Origin of the sequence: Nonomuraea sp. SBT364 (assembly GCF_001083785.1) — a bacterium.
GTDB lineage: Bacteria > Actinomycetota > Actinomycetes > Streptosporangiales > Streptosporangiaceae > Nonomuraea.
In genome coordinates this window covers 1-13,090 of sequence record NZ_LAVL01000209.1, presented here as the reverse complement: position 1 = coordinate 13,090, position 13,090 = coordinate 1, and the positions used below count along the sequence as shown (strand labels likewise).

Annotated in this window: 11 protein-coding genes; 6 read left to right on the top strand and 5 right to left on the bottom strand. The window is 72.1% G+C overall.

All coding sequences use genetic code 11. The annotated features are described in order from the left end of the window. Positions 1 to 1,672: AfsR/SARP family transcriptional regulator (locus tag ADY59_RS42780; protein WP_049575650.1), on the bottom strand; the 1,672-nt coding region annotated here is incomplete at its 3' end. Between the two features lie 85 nt (positions 1,673 to 1,757). After that, on the bottom strand, positions 1,758 to 3,548 hold the full coding sequence (locus tag ADY59_RS42775) for a discoidin domain-containing protein (RefSeq protein WP_197094122.1): 1,791 nt from the start codon (positions 3,546 to 3,548) through the stop codon (positions 1,758 to 1,760). 272 nt (positions 3,549 to 3,820) lie between these two features. Between ADY59_RS42775 and ADY59_RS42770 the strand changes: the two genes are divergently transcribed. Continuing rightward, a complete protein-coding gene (locus tag ADY59_RS42770; protein ID WP_049575645.1) occupies positions 3,821 to 4,198 on the top strand; it encodes a hypothetical protein in 378 nt (125 codons plus the stop codon). Between the two features lie 41 nt (positions 4,199 to 4,239). Next, a complete protein-coding gene (locus ADY59_RS42765; RefSeq protein WP_049575642.1) occupies positions 4,240 to 5,418 on the top strand; it encodes a serine hydrolase domain-containing protein in 1,179 nt (392 codons plus the stop codon). A gap of 6 nt (positions 5,419 to 5,424) precedes the next feature. On the opposite strand, the gene ADY59_RS42760 is transcribed toward ADY59_RS42765, so the two are convergent. Then, positions 5,425 to 6,318, bottom strand: a complete 894-nt coding sequence (locus ADY59_RS42760) for an RNA polymerase sigma-70 factor (protein ID WP_049575640.1) — start codon at positions 6,316 to 6,318, stop codon at positions 5,425 to 5,427. 173 nt (positions 6,319 to 6,491) lie between these two features. On the opposite strand from ADY59_RS42760, the gene ADY59_RS42755 reads away from it, so the two are divergent. The 4 genes from ADY59_RS42755 to ADY59_RS42740 all read left to right on the top strand — a co-directional run bounded on the left by ADY59_RS42755 (position 6,492) and on the right by ADY59_RS42740 (position 11,195). Then, the gene (locus tag ADY59_RS42755) at positions 6,492 to 6,977 is read left to right on the top strand and encodes a carboxymuconolactone decarboxylase family protein (protein WP_049575636.1); all 486 of its coding nucleotides are present in this window, start codon (positions 6,492 to 6,494) and stop codon (positions 6,975 to 6,977) included. A gap of 32 nt (positions 6,978 to 7,009) precedes the next feature. Beyond that, on the top strand, positions 7,010 to 8,350 hold the full coding sequence (locus ADY59_RS42750) for an FAD-binding oxidoreductase (RefSeq protein WP_049575633.1): 1,341 nt from the start codon (positions 7,010 to 7,012) through the stop codon (positions 8,348 to 8,350). Positions 8,351 to 8,526: 176 nt separating this feature from the next. Next, positions 8,527 to 8,883, top strand: coding sequence for a hypothetical protein (locus ADY59_RS42745; protein WP_049575631.1), 357 nt, complete (start codon positions 8,527 to 8,529; stop codon positions 8,881 to 8,883). A gap of 74 nt (positions 8,884 to 8,957) precedes the next feature. After that, positions 8,958 to 11,195, top strand: a complete 2,238-nt coding sequence (locus tag ADY59_RS42740) for an Orn/Lys/Arg decarboxylase N-terminal domain-containing protein (protein ID WP_049575627.1) — start codon at positions 8,958 to 8,960, stop codon at positions 11,193 to 11,195. Here the strand turns inward: ADY59_RS42740 and ADY59_RS42735 are convergent. Both ADY59_RS42735 and ADY59_RS42730 read right to left on the bottom strand, forming a co-directional pair. Then, a complete protein-coding gene (locus tag ADY59_RS42735) occupies positions 11,185 to 12,168 on the bottom strand; it encodes a pectate lyase family protein (RefSeq protein WP_049575622.1) in 984 nt (327 codons plus the stop codon). The two genes, ADY59_RS42740 and ADY59_RS42735, sit on opposite strands and share 11 nt — an antisense overlap. 26 nt (positions 12,169 to 12,194) lie before the next feature. Then, the coding region (locus ADY59_RS42730; protein ID WP_049575620.1) for a pectate lyase family protein at positions 12,195 to 13,090 on the bottom strand (896 nt) is incomplete at its 5' end.

Below are 13,090 nucleotides of genomic sequence, written 5' to 3'. Positions count from 1 at the left end.
GGGTGTGGGTGGGGGTGTCGAGGAGGCCGAGCAGGGCGAACAGGTGGGCGGCGTCCTGGCCCGCGGGTTCCTCCTGGAGGTGGTGGAGACTGACGGCGATGCCGGCGCGTACGGCCAGGTCGGCGTACTCCAGCGTGTCGAGACGGCGGGTGGCGTCGGCGAGCCTGTCGGCGAGGTCGGACAGCGTCCAGCCGGGGCGGGCGGCCAGGCGTGCCCCCGCGATGCGGAGGGCGAGAGGGAGCCCCCCGCAGAGCCGGGCGATCCGGCCGGCGGCCTCCGGCTCGGCGTGGACCCGGCCGGGGCCGGCGATCCGGGCCAGCAGCGCGATGGATTCCGCCGGGTCGAGCTCGGGCAGGGTCAGCTGGTTCGCCCCTTCGATCGAGGTGAGAGCCTGCCGGCTGGTGATGACGACCGCGCACCCCGGCCCGGCGGGCAGGAGCGGGCGGACCTGGCGGGCGTCGAGGGCGTTGTCGAGGATGATCAGCACGTTCCGCGCCGAGGTGAGGGATCGGTAGCGGGTGGCGGCCTCGTCGGCCATGGTCGGCACGGTGGCCCCGTCCAGGCCGAGCGAGCGCAGAAGCTGGCCGAGCGCCTCAAGAGGCGACAGCGGCCGGAGCCCCTCGGAGGCCCCGTGCAGGTCGATGTGGAGAACGCCGTCGGCGTAGCGGTCGGCGACGGAGTGCGCGAGGTGGACGGCCAGCGCCGACTTGCCGATCCCGCCCGGACCGCTGACGGCGGCGATCGCCGGCGCGCCGGCCTCCGACTCGGTGACGGCCTTCTCCAGCCAGGCGAGCTCCGCATCGCGGGCCGTGAAGGCGCGGGTGTCCGCGGGCAGCTCGGCCGGGGTGATGGCCTCGCCGAGCGTGACGTCCTGCGCCGGGGTGGTCAGATCGAGGACGGGATCGCGGGCGAGCACCGCCTGCTGGAGCCGGCGCAGCACGGCACCCGGCTCGATGCCGAGTTCCTGGAGCACCACGCGGCGAGCCTCGTGGTAGACCGCGAGCGCTTCCGACGACCGTCCGGCGCGGTACAGCGCCAGCATCAGCTGCGCATGCGGCCTCTCCCGGAGCGGATGCGCCTCGGCGTGGGCGGTCAGCTCCGGTATCACCGCGTGGTGGTCACCTGCCGCCATCAGCAGGTCGACGTGATCCTCCAGAGCGGTGTGGCGCTCCTCCATCAGGCGGGTGGCCTCGATCTGGGCCCAGTCGGCCGTCATGCCGACCAGCGCTTCTCCCCGCCACAGGGCCAGGGCCCGGCGGAACGACCTGTCCGCCGTGGCGGTCTCGCCCCTGGCCCGCTGGGCCCGCGCCTCGCGCACCAGCCGCGTGAACAGGTGAGCGTCGACCTGGTCGGCGGACACGTCCAGGCGGTATCCGCCCGGCACGGTCACGATGACCTCGCCGGGCGTCCGGGTCGCGAGGAACTCGCGAAGCTTCGACACCACGATGTGAAGCTGCTTCGGCGCCGTCGCCACCCTGCTCTTGCCCCACACGTCGGCGAGAAGCTGTTCGGTGGTGACCACCCGCCCGGCGGCCAGCGCCAGGCGGGCCAGCAGGCCGATCCGACGGCTGCCGATCACCGGCAGCACGTCGCCGCCCGCCGTCAGCTCCCACGGCCCCAGGATCCTGATCCCCAGCCCGGCCGGGGGAAGGGCCAGGGGGTCATCGGACATGGCCGGTACCCGACGGAGGGCATATTCCGCGACCGTTCGCGCTGCAGGTGCCGAACATATGCGGAACATACCGGTTGCGCCGGGCTTACCGCTCGATCTCGTACGGGATGATCTCGGCGAGCGCGGTGGCCCCGCCCATGCCGTAGTCGGCCCGGAGCCGCACGTACCGTGCCGAGACGCCGGTCAGGCCGACGTCGTTGGGCGCCGTCATGCGCGGCCATTCGACCCGCTTGACGTCCCTGAACGTCGTGCCGTCGTCGCTCACCTGCACCATGCCCTTCAGGACGGTGCCGTTCATGTTGACCCGCAGCTTGGGCTGGAAGCGGACCGCGGACAGCTCCCGGACCCGGCCCAGGTCCACGGTGATGTGGTGCGGCTGCGGCACGACCTCCGGGTAGTACGAGTGGTAGTCGGTCACCAGGTTCCCGTCGACGGCGCGGCCCGGGTCGCCGGCGCCGGGCTTGAAGGTGCTCGCGGTGGCGCTGAGCTCGGCCGGCGGGATCCTCCTGCCGGGCGGCGGCGCGGGCCAGATGTCGCGCCCCTTGCCCGGCTCCTCGCTGACGATCGGCCGGTCGGGGCCGGTGCCCTTGCCCCGGATCACCACGTCGGTGATGACCGAGCTGTGGTCGGAGTAGAACGGGTAGGGCTGGTCGAGCCAGCTGTCGCGGTGGCGGGGCAGCCGGCTCACGTCCGCCCGCGAGCCGAGGACGCGCACGTCCTTGCCGCGCGCGAAGACGTAGTCGATGCGGGCGGGCACGGCGCCGAAGCCGCTCAGCGGGCTCCAGGTGCGGCCGGGATAGAGCCCCGCGTCGGGGTTGGCGTGGCGGAAGGTGTCGATGAAGCCGGCGTCGGAGTACATCTTCGTGTACGGCCACGGGAGCACCACGCCGCCGTGGCCGGGCGCGTTCGCGAACTGCTCGGTCCAGTCCAGGTACGACTGCGCGTTGAGGTCGCCGCCCATGAGCACCGGGGCGTCGTCGTCGCCGATGAAGGACGGCAGCGCCTTCTCCAGGATGGCCTTGCCCATGCCGACCCGGCGCAGGTGGTCGCCGTCGAGGATCTGCTCGGTCGTCTTGGTCCGGCGCAGGCCGTGGGTGTTCTGCACGGCCGCGTCGTGGGTGTCGCCGAAGGCGTAGCCGTCGTGCCAGGTCCACATGCTGAACGCGTGGACGTGCTTGCCGTCGGGCAGGCCGAGGCGGGCGCCGCCGAGGTTGAAGGAGGAGATCTCCTCGTCGGCGTAACGCGGGTAGACCTTCTCGATCTTCAGCTTCGTGTACAGCCACAGGTTGTCGCCGTTGACGCTGTAGTCCTCGGGCTGGGTGAGCTGCGCGGCGGAGAACCGGTCGCCTTCGGCCCGCCCGGCGTTCAGCCCGTCCAGGATCTTCTGGCCGGATCCGTACGCCTCGACCACGAACAGCACGTCGGGATCGACCTCGTTGAGGTATTCGATCATCTGCTTGAGGTTGTCGCCGGTGGTCTCCTGGCGGTTGATCGTGCCGCCCACGAAGAGGTTCCAGGCCATCAGGCGCAGCGGCGTGCCCACGCGCTTCTCCGGCAACGACGTGACCGAGACGTCCACGGTCACCTCACCGGCGGGCCTCGGGAAGGAGCGGCTGCGGGCGCGCCCGTCACGCGTGTAGACGGTGTCGCGCGCCCACACCTGCTCACCGGTCCTGACCGTGGTGACGAACTCCTCCACATGGTGCGGGCGGCGCTTGCCCGTCGCCACGACCGTGCAGGGACTGCCGGGCTCCGGCGCCTCGCAGTCCAGCCGGTACGGCGCCGGCTTGGCGCTGGGGTCGGCCGAGGCCGGCGCCGTCGTCGTCAGTGTGGCCAGCGCCAGGGCGGCGACCATCGGGGGGATCAATCTGCGCATGAGGGTCCTCTTCCATGGGTCCGGGCATGCCGAGGAGTCACTATCGATGGTCTGCACGGTAAATAGGTCCGGCGTTGCGGCTGCAAGCAGGATCATCCGTCATAAAGATCGCAACCGCAAGAGTGCGGACGATGACTATTTACGGAGTCCGCGATAAATGGGAAGTTACATCCTGACGGGTTGCCAACGTCGTCTCTCATAGAGACAATGTTGACGGACGTGGTAATACTGAGATCCCCGAAGGAGGCCGGAAGGACGAAGCTGGTGCGCCCATGACCGAGCGCTATCTCGGTGTCCTCGGTGTCGCCGAGGCCCTGGGGGTGACCCGGCACGCAGTGCACAAGTGGCGCGCGCGCCACCCCGGCGGCTCCGAGCACCCGTTCCCCGAGCCGGACGTCGAGGTCGACGGGGCCCCCGGCTGGCGCGCCGATCGAGTGCGGGAGATCGCGCACTGGCGTGCGGGCCTCGCCGCCGGCGGCACCGGCGGCGGGCGCCCCACGGCCGCCCGTCAGGAATACCTGAAGGCGGCGCTGGCGCGCGGCCTGGACCGGGACGAGGCGCTGCGGGCGCTGGCCACGTTCGCGGCGGAGTTCCCCGAGATGACCGAGCCGGAGCTGTGCGCCTGGCTCGTGGAGAAATTCCGCCGCTGACTCCTTTTCGCGGAACACATCACGACAGAAGGCGATGACGCATGCCAGAAATCGGCGGGGAGACCGCACCGGGATTCGAGGCCGTACGCGACGCGTTCGCGGCCAACCTGGCCTCAGGGCAGGAGATCGGCGCCGCCGTCAGCGTCTACCTGCGCGGACGCAAGGTCGTCGACCTGTGGGGCGGGATCGCCGACCCCGGCACCGGCCGCCCGTGGGAGCGCGACACCCTCCAGGTCGTCTACTCCACCACCAAGGGGGTCACGGCGGCCTGCGCGCTGCTGCTGGCCCAGCGGGGCGAGCTGGACCTCGACGCGCCCGTGGCCCGCTACTGGCCCGAGTTCGCGGCCAACGGCAAGGAAGGCGTCCCGGTACGGTGGCTGCTCACCCACCAGGCCGGCCTGCCCACCCTCGACCACCCGGTCACCCCGGCCGAGGTGATCGCCTGGGATCCCGTGGTCGACGCGCTGGCGGCCCAGCGGCCGTTCTGGGAGCCGGGCACCGAGCACGGCTACCACGCGCTCACGTACGGCTGGCTCGTCGGCGAGGTGGTGCGCCGGGTGACCGGCCGCGGCGTCGGCGCGTACCTCGCCGAGGAGATCGCCGCGCCGCTCGGCCTGGACCTGTGGATCGGGCTGCCCGAGTCCGAGCACCACCGGGTCAGCCGCATCGTCACCGACGCGGCCGGCTTCGACGCCTCCGGGATCGACCTGGCCGCCGTCCCGGAGCCCATGCGGGAGGCGATGGCGGCCTACGGCGACCCGGCGTCGCTGACCGTGCGCGCGATGACCCTCGTCCAGCCGGCGCTCGACCACAACGACCCCCGGGAGCAGGCCGCCGAGATCCCCGCCACCAACGGCATCTGCACGGCCCGCGCCCTGGCCGCCTTCTACGCCGCCCTCATCGGGGAGGTCGACGGGCACCGCGTCCTCACCCCCGCCACCCTGGCCTCGGCGACCGCGGAACAGGTCGCCGGCGTCGACCGCGTCCTGCGCGTGCCCGTACGGATCGGCACCGGGTTCGGTCTCCCCGTCCCGGACGCGTTCTGGCACTCCCCCACGGCCTTCGGGTTCGGCGGGCTCGGCGGCTCGCTCGGCTTCGCCGACCCGGGGAGCGGGCTCGCGTTCGGCTATGTGATGAACCACATCCAGGAGGGGGTGCCGGACCCGCGCGCCGCCCGCCTCCACGACGCCGTCAGGAAGGCGATGGCCACGGGCGGCTGACGGGCCTCAGCGGCTCACCGGGGTCTCGCGCTCCATGCGCGAGAGCTTCTCGGGGTTGCGCACGGCGTAGAGCCCGGTGACGAGGCCGCCGTCGATGCGCACCGTCACGACGGTGTCGACCTCGCCGTCGAGCCGGACGATCAGCGCCGGGCGGCCGTTGACCTGCGCCACCTGCAGCGACGCGAAGGCGGGGATCCGGCCCAGCACCTGGGCCACCTGACCGGCCCCCACGACGGGCGCCAGCGCGGCGTGCTTGAGCCCGCCGCCGTCCGTCAGCAGGACGACGTCCGGCGCGAGGATGTCGAGCAGGCGTTGCAGCTCCCCCGTCTCGACAGCCCGCCGGAACGCCTCCAGCGCGCCGCGGGTCTCCGCCGGGGAGACCACCTCCCGGGGCCGGCGCGCGGCGACGTGCGCCCGTGCCCGGTGGGCGATCTGGCGGACCGCGGCCGGGGTCTTGCCGACCGCCTCGGCGATCTCGTCGTAGTGCAGGTCGAACACCTCGCGCAGCACGAACACCGCCCGCTCGGTCGGCGCCAGCGTCTCCAGCACCAGCAGCATCGCCATCGACACGCTCTCGGCCAGTTCGACGTCCTCGGCCACGTCCGGCGCGGTCAGCAGCGGCTCCGGCAGCCAGGGGCCGACATACGACTCCTTGCGCCGGCCGAGCGTCCGCAGCCGTTTCAGCGCCTGGCGGGTGGCGATCCGGACCAGGTACGCCCGCTGGTCCCGCACGGCGCCGAGGTCCACGCCCGACCAGCGCAGCCAGGTCTCCTGCAGCACGTCCTCGGCGTCGGCGGCCGAGCCGAGCATCTCGTAGGCGACCGTGAACAGCAGGTTGCGATGGGCGAGGAACGCCTCGGTCGCCGGCTGCGCGAGAGGTTCCGGTGCGTGTTCGCTCATTGCTGGTTCCCGCCTGTTCGTTCGCGTCCCTGCCGTGCATACGATCCCGGTCCCCGCCGCCCTGTGACACCCGTACCCGGTGATACAGGTCACACCGGCCGCGCTGTCACAAGGACGGGGCCGCCGGGATCTCTTGCTCAGCAGGACACACCACCCCGACAAGGACCCACATCATGGAACCCCGTATCGACCTGATGGCCAACGCCCTGGGCGCCGAGATCGCCAAGCGGATCTACCACGTCGCCCTGGCGATCCGGCAGTCGCCGCTCCCCCAGTCCCTCCAGGACCTGGTGATGCTGCGGGCCAGCCAGATCAACGGCTGCGGCTTCTGCGTCGACTACCACACGAAGGACGCCACGGCCGCCGGGGAGAGCGCGCCCCGGCTCCACCTGGTCGCCGCCTGGCGCGAGGCCACCGTGTTCACCGAGGCCGAGCGGGCCGCGCTGGCGCTCACCGAGGAGGGCACCCGGATCGCCGACGCCCATCACGGCGTGTCCGACGAGACCTGGGCCCGGGTGCGCGAGCACTACGACGACGACCAGATCGTCGCGCTGGTCTCGGTGATCGCCATGATCAACGCGAACAACCGGCTGAACGTGATCGTGCGCAACGCCGGGGGCTCCTACGAGCCCGACATGTTCGCCGGCCTGGCCGGCTGACCGGCCGGTTCCCACTCCGCGAAAGGAACGTCATGACCTCAGCGCTTGAAACCCTCCGCCGCGACTTCGGCGGCGACATCATCGAACCGGGAGCGCCCGAGTACGCCTCGGCCAGCCGCTCGGTCCTGGCCGAGGGCAGCCCGGCCTACGTGCTGCGGCCCAGGAGCGTCGGCGACGTGCGGGCGGGCGTCACGTTCGCCGCCGGCGCCGGGCTCGCCCTGTCCGTGCGGGGCGGTGGCCACGCCTTCGCGGGCTTCGGCACCAACGACGGCGGCGTCGTGATCGACCTCGGCGCCCTCGCGGGCGTCGAGGTCACCGACAAGGAACGCCACCTCGTGCGGATCGGCGGCGGCGCCACCTGGGGGCAGGTCGCGGCCGCCCTGGCCCCGTACGGCCTGGCGATCTCCTCGGGCGACACCAGGAGCGTCGGCGTCGGCGGGCTGACGCTGGCCGGCGGCATCGGCTGGAAGGTCAGGAAGTACGGCCTCGCGCTGGACAGCCTGGTCGCCGCCGAGGTGGTCACCGCCGCTGGAGAGGTCCTGCGCGCCGACGAGCGGGAGAACCCGGAGCTGTTCTGGGCGATCCGCGGCGGCGGCGGCAACTTCGGGATCGTGACCGCCTTCGAGTTCGCGGCGCACACGACGACGGACGTCTTCTACGGCAAGATCACCTTCCCGGCGTCGGAGGCGGCCACCGTCCTCCAGGGATGGGCGGACCACCTCCGCACCGCACCCGAAGAGCTCACCTCCGTCGCGGAGCTCGCCAACCCCTTCGCCGGCGGGCCCGGGGCGCCGGTCGAGATCCGCGTCGCCTTCGACGGCGACGACCCGGGGCTCGCGGCGCGGGCCGTCGACCCGATCCGCCGGCTCGGCACGGTGATCGGCGACGAGGTCGCGCTGACGCCCTACGCGGACACGCTGGTGGACGGCATGACGCCGCCGCCGGGCGTCCGGGTGGTCACCCGGAGCGCGTTCGCCGGCAGGGAGGCGGTGCCCGCTGTCCTGCGGATCCTGGCCGAGGCCGGGGCGGCGGCGGGGTCGCCGTTCATCGCCGTCCGCAGCGTCGGCGGCGCGGTGTCCCGGGTCCCCGATGACGCCACCGCCTATGCGCATCGCCTGGCGGAGCTGATGTTCGTGACCACCGTCGTGGGCCCGCAGCCGGTCGTCGAGGCCGCCCGCCCCGCCCTCGACGCGCTCTGGGGAAGACTCGCACCCCACGTCAGCGGTGCCTACGCGAACTTCCTCGCCTCCGCCACCGAGGCGGACGTCGCCGCCGTCTATCCGGCGCGGACCCATGAGCGGCTGGCGGCGGTCAAGCGTCACTACGACCCCGGCAACCTGTTCGCCGGCAACCACAACGTCCGCCCCCGGTAGCGGCGGCGAACGTGGGGCGGGGTCCGCTGACGGGCCCCGCTCCGTCGTTCACGATCCGAACAGAATTTCCTATCGACACGCTCCGTAGTTGAGCCAATACTGCACGTGTACCCTCGAACGTCGCCCCGCTCCCCTCCCCACCCGTGCGCGCCGGGGCGCAGACAGAACGGAGCACGATGAAGCTCAACCGAGTAGCGCTCGCCGGCCTCGCGGCCCTCGCCACCACCACCTGCCTGGCCGCCGCGACCCCGGCGACCGCCAACGTCACGGCCGCCGCCTCCACCGCGAGCGCCCTGCCGCCCGGCTACCAGCTCGTCACCCTGCCCAACGCGAACGTGCCCAACTTCCAGCGGCGCACCCTCTACTGCCCGGGCTCCAAGCGGGTGGTCGGCGGCGGCGCCGAGGCGCAGGGCAACGGCGCGATCCTCGTCGGCTCCTTCCCGACCAACGACGGCCGGGGCTGGATCGGCATCGGCCGCCAGATCGGTTACAACGACGTCGGCATCAGCGTCTTCGCCATCTGCGTCGACTGACCCATGAGCGCTCCCGGCCGCCGGACCGCGGCCGGGAGCCGATCAGCCTCCTTCCCCCGACCACGGAGTGCCGCATGGAGCGAACCGTTCTGGCCGCCGTCACCGAACGCCCCGACGCCGACTCGGCGCTCGCCGAGCAGATCCGCCGGGTGTGCGCGGCGATGGACGAGCAGGGGCTGCAGGTGCGCTGGACGCACCGGGCCGCGGACGCCATGGCGGTGGTGAGCTCGGACGCGTCACTGACGGCGGTGCTGGCCGACTGGGACGCGCCCGGGGCCGAGGGACTGCTGGCCGCGGTCGGCCGGCGGTTCCGCGGCCTGCCCGTCTTCCTGATGACGCAGGAGCAGGAGCTCCCGCTGTGGGTGTACGAGATCATCCAGGGCTACGTCTTCCCGCTGGAGGACACCCCGCAGTTCATCGCCGGGCGCATCGCCCACGCGGCCGACGCGTACGCCGAGAAGGTCCTTCCGCCGTTCTTCGGCGCCCTGCGCCGGCTGGAGGATCACCATCGCTACTCCTGGCACACGCCGGCGCACGCCGGCGGCGTGGCGTTCCTCAAGTCGCCGGTGGGGCGGGCGTTCTTCGACTTCTACGGCGAGCGGCTGCTGCGGACCGATCTGTCGATCTCCGTCACCGAGCTGGGGTCGCCACTCGACCACACCGGCGCGATCGGGGAGGCCGAGCGCAACGCCGCCCGCGTGTTCGGCGCCGACCGCACGTTCTTCGTGGTCAACGGCAACTCCACCGCCAACCGCGTCGTCGGCCACCATGCGATGGCCCGCGACGACACGGTCCTGGTGGACCGCAACTGCCACAAGTCGGTCCAGCACGCGCTGGCCATCAGCGGCGCCCGCCCGGTCTACCTGGTGCCCGAGCGCAACGGGCTCGGGCTGGCGGGCCCGATCCCGCCCGCGGCGCTGGAGCCGGACGTGATCCGCGCCCGGGTGGCCGCCCATCCGCTCGCCGCCGGGGAGCCGACGTACGCGGTGATCACGAACTCGACGTACGACGGGGTGTGCTACGACGCGGTGCGGGCCGGTGAGCTGCTCGGCGCGAGCGTGCCACGGCTGCACTTCGACGAGGCGTGGTTCGCCTACGCCAGGTTCAACCCGCTCTACGCCGGCCGCTACGGCATGGCGATCGACGAGCGCACGCTGCCCGGACCGGACCGGCCCACCGTGTTCACCACCCAGTCGACGCACAAGCTGCTCGCGGCGCTGTCGCAGGCGGCGATGGTGCACCTGCGCCCGTCCGAGCGGGCGCCGGTCGACTACCACGCCTTCAACGAGACGTACCTCATGCACGCCTCCACGTCGCCGCTCTACCCGTTGATCGCCTCGCTGGACGTCGCGGCGGCGATGATGGACGGGCCGTCTGGGCCGTTCCTCACCGGGGAGGCGATCGTCGAGGCGGTCCGGTTCCGGCAGGCGATGGTGCGGCTGGCCGACCGCATCCGCGAGGACGGGCTGCGGTCCGACTGGTTCTTCGGCGTCTGGCAGCCCTCCGCGGTCACCGATCCGCGCACCGGCCAGGTCCACTCCTTCGCCGACGCCGACCCGGCGCTGCTGTCCGCCGAGCCGCGCTGCTGGACGATGGACGCGGGGGCCGCCTGGCACGGGTTCGACGGGATGTCGGAGGGTTACTGCCTGCTCGACCCGATCAAGGTGACGATCACCTGTCCGGGCGCCGACGCCGTCACCGGCACGCTCGACTGGGGCATCCCGGCCCGGGTCGTGGCCGCCTACCTGGCACGGCGCGGCATCGTGGTGGAGAAGACCGGCGATCACACGTTGCTGGTGCTGTTCTCCATGGGGATCACCAAGGGCAAGTGGGGCACCCTCATCGACGCGCTCACCGACTTCAAGAACGCCTACGACGACGACCTGCCCCTGGCGGAGGTGCTGCCGGGCTTCGGGCCGCCGACGATCTCGCTGCAGAAGTTCTGCACGCTGGTCCACGAGAAGCTCCGCGACTCCGGGGTCGGGAAGCTGCTGGACCAGGTGTTCACCAGCCTGCCCGAGCAGGTGGTGACGCCGGCCGACTGCTACCAGGCCATGATCAGGTCCGGCACCGAGGCGGTCACGCTGGCCGAGCTGCCGGACCGGGTCGCCGCGACCACGGTGGTGGTCACCCCGCCGGGGATCCCCATGCTGATGCCCGGCGAGGCGACCGGTGCGGCGGACGGACCGCTGATGACGTACCTGCGGGCCCTGGAGGACTTCGACCGGGCCTTCCCCGACCTGGGCACCGACATCCACGGTGCCCACCGCGACGGCGACGGCCGCTACTGGGTCGAAGTCGTCAAGGAGTGAAAGCCGCCCGTTGTGCGCCGGCGGCGGCCCGGACCGCCGCCGGCACGCCTGCCGGGTCGTCGAGGGTGTACGGGTAGTACGTCCGGGGTTCGACGACCGTGCCCGCGGTCTCCGGCACGCCGGAGCCGACGTAGACGTTGTGCCGCTCGACCAGCCGCCCCGGCCCGCTGTCGGCGTACCCGACGTGCGCCGGGTGCGGCACGTTCTCGAAATAGTTGCCCTCGACCAGCACTCCGGCGTTCTCCGTCGAGGCGACCCCGTACAGCTCGTTGCCCAGGAAGTAGTTGTTGAAGACGTGCACCGGCTCGGCGAAGCGGACGCGCGGATGGCGCTGGCGGCTGTGGTCGAAGAAGTTGTGGTGGATGGTGACCCTCAGCCGGCCGACGTCGGTGCCCGCCGCGCCGTCGGAGTGGCTGATCAGCATGCTCTTGTCGGCGTGGTCGAAGTGGTTCCACGACACGGTGACGTAGTCGGCCCCGCGCACCACGTCCACCGAGCCGTCGACGGCGCCCGAGAACGTGTTGTGGTCGATCCAGATGTGGTGCGACTCCCGGCCGATGTTGACCGCGTCGTCCTCGGCGCCGGTGAAGCGCAGGTTGCGGACGATCACGTTGGAGGAGCGGTAGAAGTCCAGGCCGCCGCCCGTGATGTGGCCGGAGGCGCCCACGCCGACGATCGTCTTGTTCGGGCGGACGCCCTGCTTGCTGGTGATGGCGATGGTGCCCGCCACCTGGATGACGAGCGTCTCGGTGCTGTCGATGTGGTCGAGGAACTGTTCGGCGGTGGTCGCGGTGACCGAACGGCCGCCCGCGCCGCCGGTGGTGCCGTCGCGGCCGAGGGCGTCGACGGAGGCGAACCCGATCGGCCCGTCGGCGGACGCGCGGGATCGGGCCCGCGCCGGTGCGGCCGATGCGGCGAGCAGGGCGGCCGCGCTGCCGGCCAGGAAGGTTCGCCGCCCGGGGGTGCTGTGCATAGGGGCCTGCCTTTCGTGGGGGCCGATCAGTAGCCGATCTTGCCGACGCCCGCCCCGGCCTGGACGGTCGCGGGCACCGTGGCCGGGTCGTCGAGGGTGTAGGCGTAGTACGTCCGGGGTTCGACGACCGTGCCCGCGGTCTCGGGGGCACCGGAGCCGACGTACAGGTTGTGCCGTTCGACCACCCGGCCGGGACCGCTCTTGTCGTAGCCGACGTGGATCGGGTGCGCGACGTTCTCGAAGTAGTTGCCCTCGACCAGCACCCCGGCGTTCTCCGTCGAGGCGACGCCGTACAGGGAGTTGTCGCGGTAGTAGTTGTTGAAGACGTGCACCGGCTCGGCGAAGCGGACGCGGGGATGCCGCTGGTCGGTGCCGTCGAAGAAGTTGTGGTGGTACGTGACGCGCAGCTTGCCGAGGTCGGCCGTGTAGGTGTCGGAGTGGCCCAGCAGCATCGCCTTGCTGTGATGGTGGAACCTGTTCCACGAGACGGTGACGTAGTCCGATTCCCGTTTGACGTCGAGCAGGCCGTCGTAGCCCGCCGAGAAGTCGTTGTGGTCGATCCACACGTGGTGGGCCTTGTTCGTGACGCTGACGGAGTCGTCCTCGGCGTCGGTGAACCGGAGGTTGCGGATGATCACGTTGTTGCCCGGCCGGGTCGTGGAGCCCAGTTGCAGGCCGCCGCCGGTGATCTCGGCGGTCGCGCCGACACCCAGGATGCTCTTGTCGGCCACCACCGTGATCATGTCGCTGACCTGGATGCGGCCCGAGATCCACAGGATGTACGGGCCGCGCCGGCCCGCGTAGTCCGCCAGTTGCGCGGCGGTGATGATGGTCACGGCGGGGCCGCCCGCGCCGCCGGTGGTGCCGTCACGGCCGAGGGCGTCGACGGAGGCGAGCCTGCTCGGCCCGTCGGGGGCGGGGG

Coding starts and splice junctions, on each gene's coding strand:
- ADY59_RS42775 (WP_197094122.1), bottom strand. CDS start 3,548: ATGCGCAGATTGATCCCCCCGATGGTCGCCGCCCTGGCGCTGGCCACA.
- ADY59_RS42770 (WP_049575645.1), top strand. CDS start 3,821: ATGACCGAGCGCTATCTCGGTGTCCTCGGTGTCGCCGAGGCCCTGGGG.
- ADY59_RS42765 (WP_049575642.1), top strand. CDS start 4,240: ATGCCAGAAATCGGCGGGGAGACCGCACCGGGATTCGAGGCCGTACGC.
- ADY59_RS42760 (WP_049575640.1), bottom strand. CDS start 6,318: ATGAGCGAACACGCACCGGAACCTCTCGCGCAGCCGGCGACCGAGGCG.
- ADY59_RS42755 (WP_049575636.1), top strand. CDS start 6,492: ATGGAACCCCGTATCGACCTGATGGCCAACGCCCTGGGCGCCGAGATC.
- ADY59_RS42750 (WP_049575633.1), top strand. CDS start 7,010: ATGACCTCAGCGCTTGAAACCCTCCGCCGCGACTTCGGCGGCGACATC.
- ADY59_RS42745 (WP_049575631.1), top strand. CDS start 8,527: ATGAAGCTCAACCGAGTAGCGCTCGCCGGCCTCGCGGCCCTCGCCACC.
- ADY59_RS42740 (WP_049575627.1), top strand. CDS start 8,958: ATGGAGCGAACCGTTCTGGCCGCCGTCACCGAACGCCCCGACGCCGAC.
- ADY59_RS42735 (WP_049575622.1), bottom strand. CDS start 12,168: ATGCACAGCACCCCCGGGCGGCGAACCTTCCTGGCCGGCAGCGCGGCC.